The sequence below is a fragment of the Streptomyces sp. NBC_00704 genome, from assembly GCF_036226605.1.
Lineage (GTDB): Bacteria > Actinomycetota > Actinomycetes > Streptomycetales > Streptomycetaceae > Streptomyces.
The window spans coordinates 6272216-6291044 of record NZ_CP109000.1; the positions used below are offsets into that span (position 1 = coordinate 6272216).

An 18829-nucleotide genomic window follows, 5' to 3' on the forward strand; every position below is an offset into this window, starting at 1 on the left:
CTTCGTCGTGAGGGGTCGCGCAAGGAGCGTATCGCGTTGGTGACGACAGTCAACGGTACGCGATACCGTCGTGAGAAGCGGTGGACCGGCCGCCGGCCGACACGACAGAGGGGAGCGGCGATGCCCGCATTCTCGCTCGAACCGGCACAGACCGCCTGGTGCGCCGAACTCCGGGCCCTGGCCGCCGACCGGCTGCGCCCCCTCGCCGAGAAGGGCGAGCCGGGCCGCGTCAACAGACCGCTCCTCGCCGAACTCGGCCGACTCGGCCTGCTGGCACGGCTGTTCACCTCCGGCGCCGTCGACCTCTGCCTGATGCGCGAGTCCCTGGCCCACGCCTGCACGGAGGCGGAGACCGCACTCGCGCTCCAGGGACTCGGCGCCCGTCCCGTGCACGCCCACGGCACCCCCGCCCAACGTCGGCGCTGGCTGCCCCGCGTCGCCGACGGCACCGCGGTCGCCGCCTTCGCCCTGAGCGAGCCGGGGGCGGGCTCCGACGCCGCGGCCCTGTCGCTCGCCGCGGAGCCGGACGGTCCCGGAGCCTGGCGCCTCACCGGGGAGAAGTGCTGGATCTCCAACGCCCCGGAGGCCGACTTCTACACGGTGTTCGCCCGCACGACCCCCGGCGCCGGGGCCCGCGGCGTGACCGCCTTCCTCGTCCCCGCCGACCGTCCGGGCCTCACCGGCTCCGCCCTCGACATGCTCTCCCCGCACCCCATCGGCGCCCTCCGCTTCGACGCCGTCCCCGTCACCGCGGACGACGTCCTCGGCGAGCCGGACCGCGGCTTCCGGGTCGCCATGGGCACGCTCGACCTGTTCCGCGCCAGCGTCGGCGCCTTCGCCGTCGGCATGGCCGGCGCCGCACTCGACGCCGCCCTCTCCCACACCGCCCGGCGGGACGCCTTCGGCGGCAAGCTGAGAGACCTCCAGACCGTCGCCCACCAGGTCGCCGAGATGGCCCTGCGCACGGAAGCGGCCCGCCTGATGGTCCACGCCGCGGCGACGGCCTACGACGCCGGGGAACCGGACGTCCGCAAACGGGTCGCGATGGCCAAGCTGCTCGCCACCGAGACCGCACAGTACGTCGTCGACGCCGCCGTCCAACTCCACGGCGCCCGCGCACTGCGCCGCGGCCACCTGCTCGAACACCTCTACCGCGAGGTGCGCGCACCGCGTATCTACGAAGGGGCCAGCGAGGTCCAACGGGACATCATCGCAAGGGAGTTGTACGCCGAGCAGGCGGAGGCGGGGAAGGCACGGACGGCGGCGGCGGAGGCGGGGACGGCGGAGGCGGGGGCGGCGGCGGAGGCTGGGACGGCGGCAGCAGAGGAGGGGACGGCGGAGGCGGGAGCGAGGCTGGACGGCCACGGCGAGAGAGCCGGTTCCGGGACCGAGGAGGCGGCCAGGTGAGCGCCGAGCGCGTCAACCCGCCCGAACTCTCCCCGCCGGCCGGCTTCTCGCACGCCGTCGTCGCCACCGGCGAGCGCGTGGTCTTCCTGGCCGGACAGACCGCGCTGGACACCGAGGGGAAGATCGTCGGCGAGGGGCTCCCGGAGCAGTTCGAGCGGGCCCTTACCAATCTCCTCACCGCGCTGCGCCACTGCGGCGGCACTCCGGCCGACCTCGCCCGCGTCACCGTGCACGCCACCGACGTCGCCGACTACCGCGCGCACGCCCCGCGGCTCGGCCGCATCTGGCGTGACCTGGCGGGCCGGGACTATCCGGCCATGGCCGTCGTCGAGGTCGTCCGGCTCTGGGACGAGGAAGCGCTCGTCGAACTGGACGGAATCGCCGTCCTGGGCCCGCCGCCGTCCACCCCGCACTGACCCGGACGAGCGCCCGGTCGCCGGGTCAGGCCGCGACCGCGAGGCCCGGCGAGGCCACCCGGTGCGGGTCCACGACCCGGCCGTCGGGCAGCAGCTCGCCCGAGTCGTCGAAGACGATCGTGCCGTCGCACAGCAGGTTCCACCCCTGCTCGGGGTGGGCGGCGACGACATGCCCGGGGCGGGCGTCGGAGGAGGGCCGGGTGTGGGCAGCGGCGCCGGGAGTCAGGTGGGAACACATTGCGCACCTCCACGTCGACGGTCGGCCGTCCGGCCGGTCCGTATGCCTCGACCATGCGCCCGGCCGAAAGCCACCGCCAGAGCCCACCCACAAGCGTGACAGCACCAGGACAACTCCAGGACCGTTCACCGACGACCGCCGCGAATCACCGACGACCGATGCGCATCATCGGCGGCATGTGCGGCTCGTCGGCGACGGGTGCGGCTCGTCGAGGACCCGGCGCGACCCGTCGACGGCCCGTGCGGCTCGTCGGCGGCAGGCGCGGCTCGCCACCGAAGGAGTGACGATCACCGCGCCGGGGCGGTCCGCCGGGTACCAGTGGAGGCCCCACAACAGGAGGTTCTCTCATGTCGAAGCGCCCCGCACTGTACGCGGCAGCCGGCGCCGCCGCCCTGCTCATGCTGTCCGGACCGGCGGTCACCGCGCACGCGGCCCCCTCGGAGTCTGTCACCGTCGACCCGACGGGCCGACTCGCCGCCGACGGCACCGTCACCCTCTCCGGCACCTACCGCTGCGCCGACAGCAGCGGCCCGGTCTTCGTCAGCTCCTCCGTCGGCCAGAGCTCCGACGGTGCCCGGCACGGCATCGGCGGCACCCGCGCGGTGTGCGACGGCGCCGAGCACAGCTGGCAGAACACCGGCAAGGCCACCCCGAACGACCTGGCGCCCGGCATCGCCCACGTCGAGGCCACCCTGATGGAACTCCGCCCCGACACCGGCCTCCCCCTGCCCCGCTTCCACGCCGTGCACCAGCAGGACGTCACCCTGACCCAGATCTGACCCGAGGCCCCGCCCCCGACCGGGCTCCGGCCGCCACGACCGGACGTCGCAGAGACCGCACCCACGGTCTCTGCGACCCGCCCGCGATCGAGGGGCAGTTCGGACTCGCGCGCAGAGCGGGGCGGCGCTTCTGCCGGGGCCGTCAGATGTCCCGGAAGATCTCGATCTGGGCGCCGATCGAGTTCAGCCGCTCGGCGAGGTCCTCGTAGCCGCGGTTGATCACGTAGACGTTGCGCAGTACCGAGGTCCCCTCGGCCGCCATCATCGCCAGCAGTACGACCACCGCCGGGCGCAGGGCGGGCGGGCACATCATCTCGGCGGCCCGCCAGCGGGTCGGTCCCTCGACCAGCACCCGGTGCGGGTCCAGGAGTTGGAGGCGTCCGCCGAGCCTGTTGAGGTCCGTCAGGTAGATCGCGCGGTTGTCGTAGACCCAGTCGTGGATGAGGGTCTTGCCCTGGGCGACGGCCGCGATGGCGGCGAAGAAGGGGACGTTGTCGATGTTCAGGCCGGGGAACGGCATCGGGTGGATCTTGTCGATCGGCGCTTCCAGTTTGGAGGGCCGGACCGTGAGGTCCACGAGCCGGGTGCGGCCGTTGTCGGCCGGGTACTCGGGTGTCCTGTCGTGGTCGAGGCCCATCTCCTCCAGGACCGCGAGCTCGATCTCCAGGAACTCGATCGGCACCCGGCGCACCGTCAGCTCCGACTCGGTGACGACCGCGGCGGCCAGCAGGCTCATCGCCTCGACCGGGTCCTCGGAGGGGGAGTAGTCCACGTCGATGTCGATGTTCGCCACGCCGTGCACGGTGAGCGTCGTGGAGCCGATGCCCTCGACCCGGACGCCGAGCGCCTCCAGGAAGAAGCACAGATCCTGGACCATGTAGTTCGAGGAGGCGTTGCGGATGACGGTCACGCCGTGGTGCCGGGCGGCCGCCAGCAGCGCGTTCTCGGTGACCGTGTCTCCGCGCTCGGTCAGCACGATCGGCCGGTCCGGGCGGACGGCGCGGTCGACGACAGCGTGGTACTGCCCCTCCGTCGCCGCGACCTCCAGCCCGAACCGGCGCAGCGCGATCATGTGCGGCTCGATGGTCCGTGTGCCGAGGTCGCAGCCGCCCGCGTACGGCAGCTTGAACTGGTCCACTCGGTGCAGCAGCGGGCCGAGGAACATGATGATGGAACGGGTGCGCACGGCGGCCTCGGCGTCGATCGCCGCCATGTCCAGCTCGGCCGGCGGCACGATCTCCAGGTCGACGCCGTCATTGACCCACCGCGTCCGCACACCGATGGAGTTGAGGACCTCGAGCAGACGGTAGACCTCCTCGATGCGGGCGACCCGGCGCAGCACTGTGCGCCCCCGGTTGAGCAGGGAGGCGCACAGCAGGGCCACACACGCGTTCTTGCTGGTCTTGACGTCGATCGCGCCCGACAGCCGGCGGCCGCCCACGACCCGCAGGTGCATGGGTCCCGCGTAGCCCAGAGAGACGATCTCACTGTCCAGGGCTTCACCGATCCGGGCGATCATCTCAAGGCTGATGTTTTGGTTGCCCCGCTCGATGCGGTTCACGGCGCTCTGGCTGGTTCCGAGCGCTTCGGCCAGCTGTGCCTGTGTCCAGCCCCGGTGCTGACGGGCGTCGCGGATGAGCTTGCCGATGCGTACGAGGTAGTCGTCTGCCATGAGGCTGAGGTTATCTCAGATATGAGATGGCGCCTCTCGGGGGGTCCGTTCGGGTGACGGCTCGTCAACGCCGCTTGCGGCTACGCGTGTGACGCCATCCGAAAGGTCCGGGCAAATCCATCGATGTCGTACGACGTCCGGTGCTGCTGTGGGTGTGACGCGGGCCGTGCTGCCCGCCGCCGGTGGTGATCGACCACGACCGCCGGTTGATGTTCAGCCGCACGCCGGGGAGGATGCGGAAACTCTTGCGGAAGGTCAGGGGCATCGGAGCCTCCTTCGTCGGGAGTGCCTGTCCGCTCCCGTTTACCCCGGCGCGACGCGCCCATGACGCCCTTTCAGAAGCCGGTCCCGCCGCCACGCGCGCCGCTCGCCTCGGGGTGGGTCCGCCGGTCGGCCGAACGGGGTCCGTCACCCGCCCGGACGCGGGTCCGCGGGGTGGCCGGGCGTGGGTCCGCCGGCTGCGGGATTGCCGGATGCGGGCCCGCCGGGTGCCGGGTGCCGGGCGTCGCGCGGGCAGCGGACCCCGGCTCGGAGGGCGGAATCCGCCCGCCTCCGGAAACCGGCGGCGACCGTCTCCGGAAAGCGGCGGCGGGTGTCCTTCGCTGTCAACGCAGTCGCGTGACGCTTGCTTCGGCCCGAACCCTCTGGCCTACGGCGACCGGGTTGGACGGCACGGAACGAGCCCCTCCCGAGGGGCATGGTTCCGCGCGAAAGACCGCACCCGGCACGACCGGCTTCACGGCGCCGGTACGGCACCGATCTGTTGCATCACCCCGAGCAGGTCGGGCTGAGCCCGTTCGCCGACGATCCGGCCGTCGGCCAGGTAGTAGAAGTTCATGGCCTGCACCGAGATCTTGTTGCCGCTCGCCGGGACCCCGAAGAACTCACCGTCGTGGGTTCCCCGCATGGTGAACCGCGCGGCCACCGTGTCGCCTTCGGCGACCGTCTCCTCCAGCGTCCACCGGACGTCCGGGAAAGCGCCGCGCATCATCCCGAGGACTTCCATGTATCCGTCGGGCCCCCGCAGTGGTTCCGGGTGACTCGGTGCGTGGAACACCGCGTCCGGAGAGATGACCTCGCGGGCGAGATCCTCATCGCCCGTGTTGATGAACTCGACGAAACGGTTCATCACTGACTCGGTGGACCGCGATGGCATCTGGCTGTGCCTTTCCGAAGACGGTGGGTGGACACCTGAAAACGTAACATCGAATCGATGTGAACATCGATTCGATGTCAGCGTGCGAAGATGGACTCATGCTGGAACTCGCGATACTCGGCTTCCTGGCCGAGGGCTCTCTGTCCGGACACGAGCTGCGCCGCCGCGTCTCACAGCTGACCGGTTACCGGCGGCCGGTCAGCGATGGCAGCCTGTATCCGGCGATCAATCGTCTGACCAAGGCGGGCTTGATCGAGCGGCGTGCCGACCCGGCCGCGGGAGCGGCCCGGTACGTGCTCAGTCTGACCGGGCCGGGGCGGGCCGAGATGCTTCAGCGTCTACGCAAGCCCGCCGACCACGAAATCACCGACTTCACCCGGTTCTACGTCGTTCTGGCATTCCTCTCTCACTTGCCTGACGTGGCCGAACAGCACGCGGTGCTGCGCAGGCGGCTGGAGTTCCTGGAAGAACCGGCGAGTTTCTTCTACGACAGTGACCGGCCCCTGCGTGCCGAGGAGATCGCCGACCCCTACCGGCGCGGCATGCTGCTGACCGCCCGCGCCACCAGCCGCGCCGAACGGACCTGGCTGCGCGAAGCCCTCGGGGAGAACCCGCCCGCATTCGACACCGCAGGCACCGGCAGCGACCCCCATGCGCCCGCTGCTCCCGCCGCGCCCGCCGCGCCCGCCGCTCCCGCGAACTGACCGCCCACGGAGGTACCCCCATGCTTGCTTCCTGGTACGACGACCAGGGCCCCGCCGCCGATGTCCTGCACGTCGGTGAACTCCCCGATCCCGTCCCCGGCCCCGGTGAGGTCCGCGTCCGGGTCACCGTCTCGGGCGTCAACCCCGGCGACACCAAGAAGCGGCGCGGCTGGCTCGGCTCGTCCATGCCCTACCCGCGGGTGGTCCCGCACAGCGACGGCGCCGGCGTCATCGACGCCGTGGGCGACGGGATCGACGCCCGCCGCGTCGGACAGCGGGTCTGGGTGTACGGCGCCCAGTCCTACCGCCCCTTCGGCACCGCCGCCCAGTACACCGTCGTACCCGACCACCAGGCCGCGCCCCTGCCCGACCACCTCGGCGACGAGCTGGGCGCGAGCCTCGGCATCCCCGGCATCACCGCCCACCGCACCGTCTTCGCCGACGGCCCGGTCGACGGCCGACTGGTCCTGGTCCACGGAGTCCTCGGCGCCGTCGGCTCTCTGGCCGCCCAGCTCGCCCACTGGGCCGGCGCCACCGTGATCGCCACCGTCCGCCGAACCGCGGACCTCGACCGCGTCGACCCGGCCGTCGTCTCCCACGCCATCGCCCTGGACACGGGCGAGCCCGCCGCCGCCATCCGCGCGTACGCGCCGCGGGGCGTCGACCGGATCATCGAGGTCGCACTGTCCGACAACGCCGACCTCGACAACGCCGTCGCCGCCCAGGGGGCCGTCATCGCCGCCTACGCCACCCGTGCGGACCGCACCGAGATCCCCTTCTGGCCCCTTCTGTTCAACAACGTCACCCTGCGGCTGCTCGGCAGCGACGACTTCCCCGCCGAGGCCAAGCGCCAGGCCGCCCGCGACCTCACCTCCGCCGCCGCCGTCGGCGCCCTCACCGTCGACGTCCGTGACCGCCACCCGCTGGACGACATCGCCAAGGCCCACGACCACGTCGACGACGGCGGTGGCCACGGCCGCGTCCTGCTCACCATCCCCGAATAGCGCAGACCTCGGAACACCGGCCTGTCTCCAGCAACCGCCATCCTCATTGACGGCTACTGGATCCCCCACCCCACACGACTGGGTTCGCCGGCAGTGAAGGCGGAACGACCGGGTTCGTTGTCAGACGCCTCGATTGGATGACGGAGCGGACAGCGGACAGCGAGCCCGGGCATGACCATTCAGCCCCCATGTACTAGAGTTATCTCGACATCGAGATATCTGCCGAAGGCGCACCGCAGCCGCCACCCGGTAAGGGTTACCTAACTTAGCCTGACCTGAGCGGTTCGGCCAAGTCCGCGTGACGGCAGGATGCGGTGGTACGCGCACATCAATGAAGGAGACTGTCGTGTCGGCGAACAGCTTCGACGCCCGCAGCACGCTGCAGGTGGGCGACGAGTCGTACGAGATCTTCCGGCTGGACAAGGTGGAAGGCTCGGCTCGCCTTCCGTACAGCCTGAAGGTGCTGCTGGAGAACCTGCTCCGTACCGAGGACGGCGCGAACATCACCGCCGACCACATCCGTGCGCTCGGCACCTGGGACTCCCAGGCCCAGCCGTCGCAGGAGATCCAGTTCACGCCGGCGCGCGTGATCATGCAGGACTTCACCGGCGTGCCCTGCGTCGTCGACCTCGCCACCATGCGCGAGGCCGTCAAGGAGCTGGGCGGCGACCCCGCCAAGGTCAACCCGCTCTCCCCGGCCGAGCTGGTCATCGACCACTCCGTCATCGCCGACAAGTTCGGCACCAACGAGGCCTTCGCGCAGAACGTCGAGCTGGAGTACGGCCGCAACCGGGAGCGCTACCAGTTCCTGCGCTGGGGCCAGACCGCGTTCGACGACTTCAAGGTCGTCCCGCCGGGCACCGGCATCGTCCACCAGGTGAACATCGAGCACCTGGCCCGCACGGTCATGGTCCGTAACGGTCAGGCCTACCCCGACACCCTGGTCGGCACCGACTCGCACACCACCATGGTCAACGGCCTCGGCGTCCTCGGCTGGGGCGTCGGCGGCATCGAGGCCGAGGCCGCGATGCTCGGCCAGCCGGTCTCCATGCTGATCCCGCGCGTCGTCGGCTTCAAGCTCACCGGCGAGCTGCCCACCGGCACCACCGCCACGGACCTCGTCCTCACGATCACCGAGATGCTGCGCAAGCACGGCGTCGTCGGCAAGTTCGTCGAGTTCTACGGTGAGGGCGTCGCCGCCACCTCCCTCGCGAACCGCGCCACCATCGGCAACATGTCGCCGGAGTTCGGCTCCACCGCCGCGATCTTCCCGATCGACGACGAGACCCTGAAGTACCTCAAGCTCACCGGCCGCTCCGAGCAGCAGGTCGCGCTCGTCGAGACGTACGCCAAGGAGCAGGGCCTCTGGCTGGACCCGAAGGCCGAGCCGGACTTCTCCGAGAAGCTGGAGCTCGACCTCTCGACGGTCGTCCCCTCCATCGCCGGCCCGAAGCGCCCGCAGGACCGCATCGTCCTCGCGAACGCCGCCGAGCAGTTCAAGCAGGACGTCCGCAACTACGTGGACGACGTCGACGAGGCGGGCAAGGAGTCCTTCCCGGCCTCCGACGCCCCGGCCGTCGCCCCGAACGGCGCTCCGTCCAACCCGGTCACCGTGACCGCCCCCGACGGCTCGACGTACGAGATCGACCACGGCGCGGTGACGGTCGCGGCCATCACCTCCTGCACCAACACGTCCAACCCGTACGTCATGGTCGCCGCCGCGCTGGTCGCGAAGAAGGCCGTGGAGAAGGGCCTGACCCGCAAGCCGTGGGTCAAGACCACCCTCGCCCCGGGCTCGAAGGTCGTCACCGACTACTTCGACAAGGCGGGCCTCACCCCGTACCTCGACAAGGTCGGCTTCAACCTCGTCGGCTACGGCTGCACCACCTGCATCGGCAACTCCGGCCCGCTGCCGGAGGAGGTCTCCAAGGCCGTCAACGACCACGACCTCGCCGTCACCTCGGTGCTCTCCGGCAACCGCAACTTCGAGGGCCGGATCAACCCCGACGTCAAGATGAACTACCTGGCCTCCCCGCCGCTGGTCGTCGCGTACGCCCTCGCCGGCTCGATGAAGGTGGACATCACCAAGGACGCCCTGGGCGCCGACCAGGACGGCAACCCGGTCTTCCTCAAGGACATCTGGCCCTCCGAGGCCGAGGTCAACGACGTCGTGGCCAACGCCATCGGCGAGGACATGTTCAACAAGTCCTACCAGGACGTCTTCGCGGGCGACGCCCAGTGGCAGGCGCTGCCGATCCCGACCGGCGACACCTTCGAGTGGGACACCGAGTCGACCTACGTCCGCAAGCCCCCGTACTTCGAGGGCATGACGATGGAGACCACCCCGGTCTCCGACATCACCGGCGCCCGTGTGCTGGCCAAGCTCGGCGACTCCGTGACCACGGACCACATCTCGCCCGCCGGCGCCATCAAGGCCGACACCCCGGCCGGCAAGTACCTCACCGAGCACGGCGTCGAGCGTCGTGACTTCAACAGCTACGGCTCCCGCCGCGGCAACCACGAGGTCATGATCCGCGGCACGTTCGCCAACATCCGCCTGCGCAACCAGATCGCGCCGGGGACGGAAGGCGGCTACACCCGCGACTTCACCCAGGACGGCGGTCCGGTGGCGTTCATCTACGACGCCTCCCGCAACTACATCGAGCAGGGCGTCCCGCTGGCCATCCTGGCCGGCAAGGAGTACGGCTCGGGCTCGTCCCGCGACTGGGCCGCCAAGGGCACCGCGCTGCTCGGCGTCAAGGCCGTCATCGCCGAGTCGTACGAGCGCATCCACCGCTCCAACCTGATCGGCATGGGCGTCCTCCCCCTGCAGTTCCCGGAGGGCACCAACGCCGAGTCCTTCGGCCTGACCGGCGAGGAGACCTTCTCCTTCACCGGCGTCGAGGAGCTGAACAACGGCAGCACCCCGCGCACCGTCAAGGTCACCACCGACACGGGCGTCGAGTTCGACGCGGTCGTCCGCATCGACACGCCGGGCGAGGCCGACTACTACCGCAACGGCGGCATCATGCAGTACGTGCTCCGCAGCCTGATCCGCAAGTAAGCGGTCGAGCGGCGGCAGCCGAGCGGTTCAGGGCCGCATCCCCGGTGACGGGGGTGCGGCCCTCCGCCGTCCCCGCCCCCGTCCGCGGACGCCACGGGGCACCTCCCGCTCCCGTCCGGCGCCACGTGCGCGCCGTCCGGTCGCGCGCACCCCTCCCTGCCTCGCCCGGTCGCGCGCACCCCTCCCCGCCTCGCCCGGTCGCGCGCACCCCTCCCCGCCTCGCCCGGTCGCGCGCACCCCTCCCTCCTCGCCCGGTCGCGCGCACCCGCCCCGCCCCGTCCGGTCGCGCGCACCCCTCCCCGCCCCGTCCGGTGGCGCGCACCCTCCCCGCCACGCCCGATGGCGCGCGCTCCTCCGCCCCCGCCCGGAGCGGCGGAACGCCACAGAGCACGCGCGACCCGTTTACAAGTCGGCCGTACGGCGCTACCTTCCGCCACAGGCGAAGTGGGAGCGCTCCCATGTGCTCGCGCCCGACGGACCGGAACCCGCCGGGCGCGAGCGGGACGCTCCCGCTTCGCGCATCGCGAGCCATCTGCGCGCGCCGCGACCGTCCGGCGAGCGCAGCGCACCGACCCGCATCCGCAGTGCACTCCCTGCACGCCCGGTCCGTACACGGAAGGCGGACTCATCTGCCATGCAAACTGTCATGATCACGCCAAAAAAGAAGTCGAAGTTACGCACCCGAGCCCTCCTCCTCGTCCTCCTGGCCCTGCTGGCCACCGTTCCCGCCCTCGGCCTGATCGTCTCCGCGGGCGGCAGGGCCGAGGCGCACGGCACCCCCATGAAACCCGGCAGCCGCACCTTCCTGTGCTGGCAGGACGCGCTGACCGACACCGGTGAGATCAAGCCGGTCAACCCGGCCTGCAAGAACGCCCAGCAGGTGAGCGGGACCACGCCGTTCTACAACTGGTTCTCGGTGCTGCGCTCCGACGGCGCGGGCCGCACCCGCGGCTTCGTGCCGGACGGTCAGCTGTGCAGCGGCGGCAATCCCAACTTCACCGGGTTCAACGCGCCGCGCAACGACTGGCCGCTGACCCATCTCACCGCGGGCGCGACCGTCGACTTCTCCTACAATGCCTGGGCGGCCCACCCGGGCTGGTTCTACGTCTACGTGACGAAGGACGGATTCGACCCGACTCGCGCCCTCACCTGGGACGACCTGGAGAGCCGGCCCTTCCTCTCCGTCGACCACCCGCCGCTGCACGGCAGTCCCGGCACGGTCGAGGCCAACTACTCCTGGACCGGACAGCTTCCGGCCGGCAAGTCCGGTCGCCACATCGTCTACATGGTCTGGCAGCGCTCGGACAGCGCGGAGACCTTCTACTCCTGCTCCGACGTCGTCTTCGACGGCGGAAACGGCGAGGTGACGGGCATCCACGAACCGGGCAACCCCACCGAGCCGGTTCCGGGCGCCTGCACCGCCACCCGCAAGACCACGAACACCTGGAACGGCGGCTACCAGTCCGAGGTGACCGTCACCAACTCCGGCGACGTGCCGATGCTCGGCTGGATGGTCGACTGGACGCTCCCCTCGGGGCAGTCGGTCGACAGCCTGTGGAGCGGCAACCCCACGTACACCGGGCAGTCGGTCATGGTCCACAACGCCGACTGGAACGGCTCGCTGAGTCCGGGGCAGAGCACGACCTTCGGGTATGTCACGTCCGGCTCGGGAGGAGACACCGCCACGAGCCTGCCCTGCCGAGTCGGCTGAGCGGAGTCGGCACCGTCCGATGAGCCGAGTCGGCTGAGCGGCTGACGCGACAGCGGGCCCGGTGGGCGGTCGACGCCCACCGGGCCCGCCGGGCCGCAAGCGCGTCAGCCGCGGCCCGACGCCACCCGACGCGAACGGGGGCCAGTCCGAGCCGTTCCTCCCACCCCCTACGCCGCCGCGGACCGCCCCGACGCTCTCACCCCGCCCTGTCCGCCCTGTCCGCCCCGTCCGCCGCGTCCGGCAGCGGTGCGCCGCGGACCCCACGTCGGGCCAACCGGTCTGCCAGCCAGTCGAGTTGGCGTCTCACGTGCCGGCCCCCGCCCCCCTCGTGCCCGTTGTACGGGTAGGCGTGGATCTCCCTGTCGGGGCGCGGGCGGCCGCTCAGCTCGCCGTAGCGGTTGAACGCGGCGTACGTGCCGCTCGGCGGGCAGACGGTGTCGCGCAGGCCGGTGCCGAAGTGGACCGGGGCGCGGGCCCGCCGGGCGAAGGAGACGCCTTCCGTGTAGGCGAGCGTGCGGTGGGCCGCCTCTTCCGCGCCGCGGTGAACGGCGAGGTAGGCGGCGATCTCCCCGTACGGGCCCTCGTCGGTGAGTTCCAGGGCGCGCCGGACGCCGCACAGGAAAGGCGCCGTGACGAGTGCGGCGGCGAGATCGGGGACCAGGCCCGCGACGGCCAGCGCGAGGCCGCCGCCCTGGCTGTTGCCGACGGCGACGACGTGGGCCGGGTCGACTCCGGGCAGCGCGCGGACCGCGGTCGCGGCGCGCACCGCGTCCGTGATGAGCCGCCGGTAGTGGTGGTCCCGGTGGGAGAGCAGGCCACGGGCGGCCGGGACCGGACCGCCCGGCGCGGTGGCGTGCGGGTCGGGGGTGCCGCCTCCGTCGCCGTACTGGTCGCCCTGGCCGCGGTTGTCCATCAGCAGATGCGCGTAGCCGGCGTTCACCCAGGTCAGCCGCTCGTGCGGAAAGCCGCGACCGCGTCCGTAGCCGATGTACTCGACGACGGCGGGCAGCGGCTCCCGCGCGCCGGCCGGGCGGCTGAACCAGGCCCGGACCGGGTCGCCCGCGAAGCCGCGGAAGGTGACGTCCCAGGTCCGGACGAGACGCAGCCCGGTCCCGACGGGACGCACGGACAGCAGGGGCTCCCGCTGTCCCTCCCGGTGCAGGGTCTCGGCCCAGAACGCGTCGAAGTCGGCAGGTTCGTCGAGCTGTGGACGATGGCGTTCCAGTTCGGGCAGCGGCAGGTCGAACGCGGGCACAGTGCCACCTCGCGGGGTCGTGGGGGAGCGATCGTTGCGTGGTCCGGCCGGAAATTTGCGGGGAACGGTAGCAGTCGGCCTCCCGGTTCTACCCCGCCAGGGCGGATTGCACAACGCCGCACGACGCCCCAACCGTCCACCGTGCAGCACCCATTGACAGCGCTTTCCGTAAGCCTCTACGTTTCCGCAGAGTTACCGGTAAGGGCACGAAAGTTTCGAGATCACGCACGGCGAATCGAGCGTTTCGAAGGATGCCCCGGGAGGCCCGAGCATGAGCACCTCCACCAGATCGGTCCCGTCGCCGGGAACCCGGCGCCCGCTTGCGAGGCCCCGGCACGGGCCGGCGCGTCCGGCCGCGCGCCGGGGGCGCCGGCGCTCGCTGCGCCGGGACTGGCAGCTGTACTCGCTGGCCGTGCTGCCGCTCGTCTTCTTCCTCGTCTTCCGCTATCTGCCGATGATCGGCAACGTGATCGCCTTCCGCCGCTTCGAACCGGGCGGTTCGATCCTGGGGGAGCGGTGGGTGGGGCTCCGGTACGTGCGGATGTTCCTCACCGACCCCACCTTCTGGCAGGTCTTCCGCAACACCCTGTGGCTCGGCGGGCTCACGCTCGTGTTCTGCTTCCCCCTGCCGATCGTCCTCGCCCTGCTGCTCAACGAAGTGCGGCGGCGGTCGCTGAAGCGGTTCGTGCAGTCGGTCTCGTACCTTCCCCACTTCCTGTCGATGGTGATCGTCGCCGGCATCACCTTGCAGATGCTGGCCACGGACGGTCCCGTCAACCACGTCCTGGGCTGGTTCGGCCACGATCCGGTCCGCTTCATCCAGGAACCCGGCTGGTTCCGCGCCGTCTACGTGGGCTCGGAGATCTGGCAGACCGTCGGCTGGGGCACGATCCTCTACCTCGCGGCGCTCACGACCATCGACGAGGACCTCTACGAGGCCGCCCGGATCGACGGTGCGAACCGCTGGCGGCAGATCTGGCACGTCACGCTGCCGGGCATCCGCCCCACCATGATCACGCTGCTGGTCCTCAACATCGGCACGTTCATGGCGGTCGGGTTCGAGAAGGTCCTCCTGCTGTACAACCCGCTGACCTATCCGACGGCCGACGTGGTGTCCACCTACCTGTACCGGACCGGCGTCGAGTCCAACAGCTTCAGCTACGCCGCCGCGATCGGGCTGTTCGAGGCGGTCGTCGGACTCGTGCTGATCACCGGCGCGAACCTGCTGTCGCGGCGCACCGTGGGGACGAGCCTGTGGTGAGCCGGCCGGCCGGCCGCGCTCCGCGCTCGCGCACCTCCGTGCACCAGCCCACGCGCGGCTACCGCGTCTTCCAGGCCGCCAACGGCGTCGTCCTCACCCTCGTCGTGCTGGTGACCCTGTATCCCTTCGTCAACATCGTCGCGCGGTCCTTCAGCGGGGAGCGCCAGATCCGGGCCGGCGAAGTGACGCTGTGGCCGAAGGGGTTCAACCTCACCACCTACCGGATCGTCTTCCACGACTCGATGTTCTGGCGCAACTACGGCAACACGGTTCTGTACACGGTCGTCTCCACCGTCGTCGCCATGGTCCTGACGACCTGCTACGCCTACGTGCTGTCGAAGAGCCGGCTCAGGGGGCGGGGGGTGCTGGTCGGGATCGCCGTGTTCACCATGTTCTTCACCGGCGGGCTGATCCCGAACTACGTCCTGGTCACCAGCCTCGGCCTGAAGAACTCGGTGTGGGCGATCGCTCTGCCCAACGCGGTCAGCGTGTTCAACCTGCTGGTGATGAAGGCGTTCTTCGAGAGCCTGCCGGGCGAACTGGAGGAGGCCGCAGAGATCGACGGCCTGAGCACCTACGGAATCCTGCTCAGGATCGTGCTGCCGCTGTCCAAGGCGGTCATCGCGACCATGGTCCTCTTCTACTCGGTGTCCTTCTGGAACTCCTGGTTCTCGGCGTACCTCTACATGGACCGCAGCGAACTCATGCCGGCCACGGTCTATCTGCGCAACCTGATCTCGGGGGCCACCACCGGCGGGAACGCCGGCGCGGGAACCGACCAGCTCAGCCAGGTCGGGGCGAACATCCAGGCCGTCACCATCGTGCTGACGGCGCTGCCCATCCTCTGCGTGTACCCGTTCGTCCAGCGCTACTTCGTCTCCGGCGTCACGCTCGGCGCGGTCAAGGGCTGAGAGCCGTACCTCCGACGGAACAAGGGAGTCCCCGTGAAGAACGCAGGCCAGCTGTCACGACGTCAGATGCTGTCCGCCGCCGGTTTCGTCGGCCTGGCGGCGCTCACCGGCTGTGGAGGCGGAGAGGACGGCGGCGACGCCAAGGACCTCTCCAAGAAGCGCGACGGCGCCATGAAGGAGTACCGCGCCGGAGAGCCGTTCAAGGCGTCGGAGCCGCTGTCGTTCTCCGTGCTGCACAACAACAACCCGGTCTATCCGATGAAGAACGACTGGCTCTTCTGGAAGGAGGTCACCCGGCGCACCGGAATCACCCTCAAGCCGGTCGCCGTCCCGCTGAGCGACTACGAGAAGAAGCGCAGCGTCCTCATCGGAGCGGGCGACGCCCCGTTCCTCATCCCCAAGACCTACCACCCCTCGGAGGTCGCCTTCGTGTCCTCGGGAGCGATCCTCCCGGTGAGCGACTACGTGCACCTCATGCCCAACTTCCGCGACAAGGTCAGAAAGTGGAAGCTGGAGCCCGAGCTGGATTCCATCCGCCAGTCCGACGGCAAGTACTACCTGCTGCCCGGCATGCACGAGAAGGTCAGGTCCCAGTACTCGCTGGCCCTGCGCACGGACGTCCTGGACAAGCTCGGTCTCGCCCTGCCCACGACCTGGGACCAGGTCCACGACGTTCTCGAGGCGATCAGGGCCGAACACCCGGACCACTACCCCCTCTCCGACCGCTGGAGCACCAACACGCCTTTCCCGGCGGCCGCGTTGCTCAGCTACCTCGGCCAGGCGCACGGGGTGAAGGCCGGCTGGACCTACGACAACATCAGCTTCGACACGAAGGCGGGCGAGTTCGTCTTCACCGGCGCCACGGACGGCTACCGCCAGGTGGTCGAGTACCTGCGCGGACTGGTCGCCGAGAAGCTCATGGACCCGGAGAGCTTCACCCAGACCGACGACGACGCGGTGCAGAAGCTGCTGGGCCAGAAGTCCTTCGCGATCAGCGCCAATCCACAGGAGCTGGTCCAGAACTACCGCTACAACCTGGAGAAGCAGGTCAAGGGCGCGAAGATCGAGATGGTGCCGGTGCCGCTCGGCCCGGCCGGCCCCGTGGTGCTGGGCGGCGCACGGCTGGAGAACGGCGTCATGATCTCCACCAGGGCCCTCAAGAGCGACACCTTCGTCGCGATGATGCAGTTCGTCGACTGGCTCTGGTACTCCGACGAGGGGCAGCAGTTCGCCAAGTGGGGGGTGCGGGGCACCACCTACACCCGCTCGGGCGGCCGCTACCGGCTCGAACCCGGCATCAGCCTGATGGGCTCGGACCCGGACGCGCCGAAGGACCTCCAGAAGGACTACGGATTCTTCAACGGCGTGTTCACCTACGGCGGCAGCTGGGAGCTGGTGTCCTCGTCCTTCGGCCCTGACGAGAAGAGGTTCCAGGACGCGATGGCCCCGCGCGAGCAACTGCCCATCGACCCGGCCCACCCGCTGCGGTCCGAGGAGCAGGAGCAGGCCTCGCTCTGGGACACCCCGCTGAGGGACCACGTCACCCAGAACATGCTCAAGTTCGCCCTCGGCAAGCGCCCGTTGACCGAATGGGGCGACTACGTGACCGAGCTGAAGGCCAAGAACATGGACCGGCTCGTCGACCTGCACAACACGGCGCGCGAACGCTTCACGAAGGAGAACGGGTGATCCGCGTCCCGGCCGAACCGACGGGCCGCTTCCCCGACGCCTGGCGGACCTGCGTCGGCACCGGCCGGGCCGAACTCGCCCTGCGCCGCGACCACCAGGACTCCCTCAGGCTGCTGCGGCGCGACATCGGCTTCCGGCACATCCGCGGCCACGGCCTGTTCAGCGACGGCATGGGAGTCCACCGCCCCTACGAGCACGAGGGCGTCCGCCGCGTCCACCACAGCTTCACCTACGTCGACCAGGTGCTCGACGCCTACCTGGACGCGGGCGTCCGGCCGTTCCTGGAACTCGGGTTCATGCCCGCCGGACTGGCCTCCGGCGAGCAGACGGTCTTCTGGTGGCGGGGCAACGTCACCCCGCCCCGCTCCCTGCGCGAGTGGGCCGACCTGGTGCGCGCGACGCTCGCCCACCTCGTCGACCGCTACGGCCCGGACGAGGTGCGGACCTGGCCGATCGAGGTGTGGAACGAACCCAACCTGCGCGACTTCTGGCAGAACGCCGACGAGGACGCCTACCACCGGCTGTACGAGGTCACCGCGCACACGGTCAAGGACGTGGACGCCGGCCTCCAGGTGGGAGGCCCGGCGATCTCGCCCGGCGCCGACGAATGGCTCGACAGGTTCGCCGAGTTCGCCGAACGCCGGTCCGTCCCCGTCGACTTCGTGTCGAAGCACGCCTACACCTCCGGACCCGCCCAGCACGTCCCCTTCGGCGTCCACCAGACCCTCGCCCCCGCCTCCGACCTCCTCGACCAGTTCGCCACCCCCCGTGAACGGCTCAAGGGCACCGCGCTGGCCGGACTGCCCGTGCACATCACGGAGTTCAACTCCTCCTACCGCCCCGACAACCCCGTCCACGACACCGCGTTCCACGCCGCCTACCTCGCCCCCGTGCTCGCCCACGGCGGCGATCTCGCGGACTCCTTCTCCTACTGGACGTTCAGCGACACGTTCGAGGAGGCCGGCGTCCCCACCGCCCTCTTCCACGGCGGCTTCGGACTGCTCACCCACCGGCAGATCAGGAAACCGGCCTACCACCTGTACGCGTTCATGGCCCGCACGGGCCCCGACCTGCTGGCCCGCGGCGACGACCACCTCGTCACCCGCCACGCGGACGGCCGGATCGCCGTGCTGGCCTGGGCGCCCGTCGACCCGACGGGGCGCACCCCCGGCCCCGACCGGCACACGCTGCGGCTGTCGCTGCCCGGCACCGGCCGGGAGGTCTTCGTCCGCCGGTCCAGCGTCGACGAGGAGCGGGGCAACGCGTACACCGCCTGGCGGCACATGGGCAGCCCGCGCTCGCCGCGCCTCGCGCAGCTGGACGTCCTCCACGAAGCCGCCGAACCCGCGCGCAGCCACCGGCGGCTCCCCGTCCACGAGGGCCGCGCCGTGCTGGACCTGACCCTGGCCCGCCACGAGATCACCCTCGTGGAGCTGACGCCGGTGACCGACGAGACGCCGCCCTGGTGGGACGAGCGGCGCATCCTGGGCCGGCCCGCGCCATGAGCCCCGCCCTGCCCGGCGCCCCCGCCCGCGCACCCCGTCCGGGCCCGGCCCGGGACC

The 18829-nt window shown here is 70.7% G+C and carries 16 protein-coding genes; 11 read left to right on the forward strand and 5 right to left on the reverse strand.

Annotated features, from left to right (window positions below):
- Positions 1 to 120: 120 nt before the first annotated feature.
- Complete coding sequence (locus tag OG802_RS27300; protein ID WP_443055362.1) at positions 121 to 1407, forward strand: acyl-CoA dehydrogenase family protein; 1287 nt, start codon at positions 121 to 123, stop codon at positions 1405 to 1407.
- Complete coding sequence (locus tag OG802_RS27305) at positions 1404 to 1823, forward strand: RidA family protein (RefSeq protein WP_329414588.1); 420 nt, start codon at positions 1404 to 1406, stop codon at positions 1821 to 1823. The genes OG802_RS27300 and OG802_RS27305 overlap by 4 nt, the downstream gene beginning before the upstream one ends.
- 25 nt (positions 1824 to 1848) lie before the next feature.
- Here OG802_RS27305 and OG802_RS27310 read toward each other — a convergent pair whose 3' ends face one another.
- Positions 1849 to 2061, reverse strand: coding sequence for a DUF5999 family protein (locus OG802_RS27310; RefSeq protein WP_329414590.1), 213 nt, complete (start codon positions 2059 to 2061; stop codon positions 1849 to 1851).
- Between the two features lie 347 nt (positions 2062 to 2408).
- Between OG802_RS27310 and OG802_RS27315 the strand changes: the two genes are divergently transcribed.
- A complete protein-coding gene (locus OG802_RS27315) occupies positions 2409 to 2840 on the forward strand; it encodes a DUF6299 family protein (RefSeq protein ID WP_329414592.1) in 432 nt (143 codons plus the stop codon).
- Between the two features lie 142 nt (positions 2841 to 2982).
- Here the strand turns inward: OG802_RS27315 and OG802_RS27320 are convergent, their stop codons facing one another.
- The 3 genes from OG802_RS27320 to OG802_RS27330 form a co-directional block, all read right to left on the reverse strand.
- Positions 2983 to 4512: a helix-turn-helix domain-containing protein gene (locus OG802_RS27320; RefSeq protein ID WP_329414594.1), complete on the reverse strand. Its 1530-nt coding sequence runs from the start codon at positions 4510 to 4512 to the stop codon at positions 2983 to 2985.
- A gap of 64 nt (positions 4513 to 4576) precedes the next feature.
- On the reverse strand, positions 4577 to 4777 hold the full coding sequence (locus OG802_RS27325; RefSeq protein WP_329414596.1) for a DUF4236 domain-containing protein: 201 nt from the start codon (positions 4775 to 4777) through the stop codon (positions 4577 to 4579).
- Positions 4778 to 5248: 471 nt separating this feature from the next.
- Positions 5249 to 5641, reverse strand: coding sequence for an ester cyclase (locus tag OG802_RS27330; RefSeq protein WP_329414598.1), 393 nt, complete (start codon positions 5639 to 5641; stop codon positions 5249 to 5251).
- A gap of 125 nt (positions 5642 to 5766) precedes the next feature.
- Between OG802_RS27330 and OG802_RS27335 the strand changes: the two genes are divergently transcribed.
- The 4 genes from OG802_RS27335 to OG802_RS27350 all read left to right on the forward strand — a co-directional run bounded on the left by OG802_RS27335 (position 5767) and on the right by OG802_RS27350 (position 12151).
- Positions 5767 to 6372, forward strand: coding sequence for a PadR family transcriptional regulator (locus OG802_RS27335; protein WP_329414601.1), 606 nt, complete (start codon positions 5767 to 5769; stop codon positions 6370 to 6372).
- Between the two features lie 20 nt (positions 6373 to 6392).
- Positions 6393 to 7376 (forward strand): NADPH:quinone reductase, encoded by a 984-nt coding sequence (locus tag OG802_RS27340; RefSeq protein WP_329414603.1) that lies wholly within the window; start codon positions 6393 to 6395, stop codon positions 7374 to 7376.
- A 346-nt stretch (positions 7377 to 7722) separates the two neighbouring features.
- The gene (gene acnA / locus OG802_RS27345) at positions 7723 to 10440 is read left to right on the forward strand and encodes an aconitate hydratase AcnA (RefSeq protein ID WP_329414606.1); all 2718 of its coding nucleotides are present in this window, start codon (positions 7723 to 7725) and stop codon (positions 10438 to 10440) included.
- 646 nt (positions 10441 to 11086) lie between these two features.
- On the forward strand, positions 11087 to 12151 hold the full coding sequence (locus OG802_RS27350; RefSeq protein WP_329414609.1) for a lytic polysaccharide monooxygenase auxiliary activity family 9 protein: 1065 nt from the start codon (positions 11087 to 11089) through the stop codon (positions 12149 to 12151).
- 196 nt (positions 12152 to 12347) lie between these two features.
- Here the strand turns inward: OG802_RS27350 and OG802_RS27355 are convergent, their stop codons facing one another.
- Positions 12348 to 13406 carry an acetylxylan esterase gene (locus OG802_RS27355; protein ID WP_329414611.1) on the reverse strand — a complete coding sequence of 353 codons (1059 nt, stop codon included), beginning with the start codon at positions 13404 to 13406 and terminating at the stop codon, positions 12348 to 12350.
- A gap of 271 nt (positions 13407 to 13677) precedes the next feature.
- Here OG802_RS27355 and OG802_RS27360 point away from each other — a divergent pair, with 271 nt between their 5' ends.
- Genes OG802_RS27360 through OG802_RS27375 form a run of 4 tightly spaced genes read left to right on the forward strand, consistent with a single transcriptional unit; the run spans position 13678 to position 18772 of the window.
- The gene (locus OG802_RS27360; RefSeq protein WP_329414614.1) at positions 13678 to 14667 is read left to right on the forward strand and encodes an ABC transporter permease; all 990 of its coding nucleotides are present in this window, start codon (positions 13678 to 13680) and stop codon (positions 14665 to 14667) included.
- Complete coding sequence (locus tag OG802_RS27365) at positions 14664 to 15578, forward strand: carbohydrate ABC transporter permease (RefSeq protein ID WP_443055364.1); 915 nt, start codon at positions 14664 to 14666, stop codon at positions 15576 to 15578. The genes OG802_RS27360 and OG802_RS27365 overlap by 4 nt, the downstream gene beginning before the upstream one ends.
- Before the next feature lie 33 nt (positions 15579 to 15611).
- Positions 15612 to 17267: an ABC transporter substrate-binding protein gene (locus tag OG802_RS27370; RefSeq protein WP_329414617.1), complete on the forward strand. Its 1656-nt coding sequence runs from the start codon at positions 15612 to 15614 to the stop codon at positions 17265 to 17267.
- Positions 17264 to 18772: a GH39 family glycosyl hydrolase gene (locus OG802_RS27375; RefSeq protein WP_329414619.1), complete on the forward strand. Its 1509-nt coding sequence runs from the start codon at positions 17264 to 17266 to the stop codon at positions 18770 to 18772. The genes OG802_RS27370 and OG802_RS27375 overlap by 4 nt, the downstream gene beginning before the upstream one ends.
- Positions 18773 to 18829 lie beyond the last annotated feature (57 nt).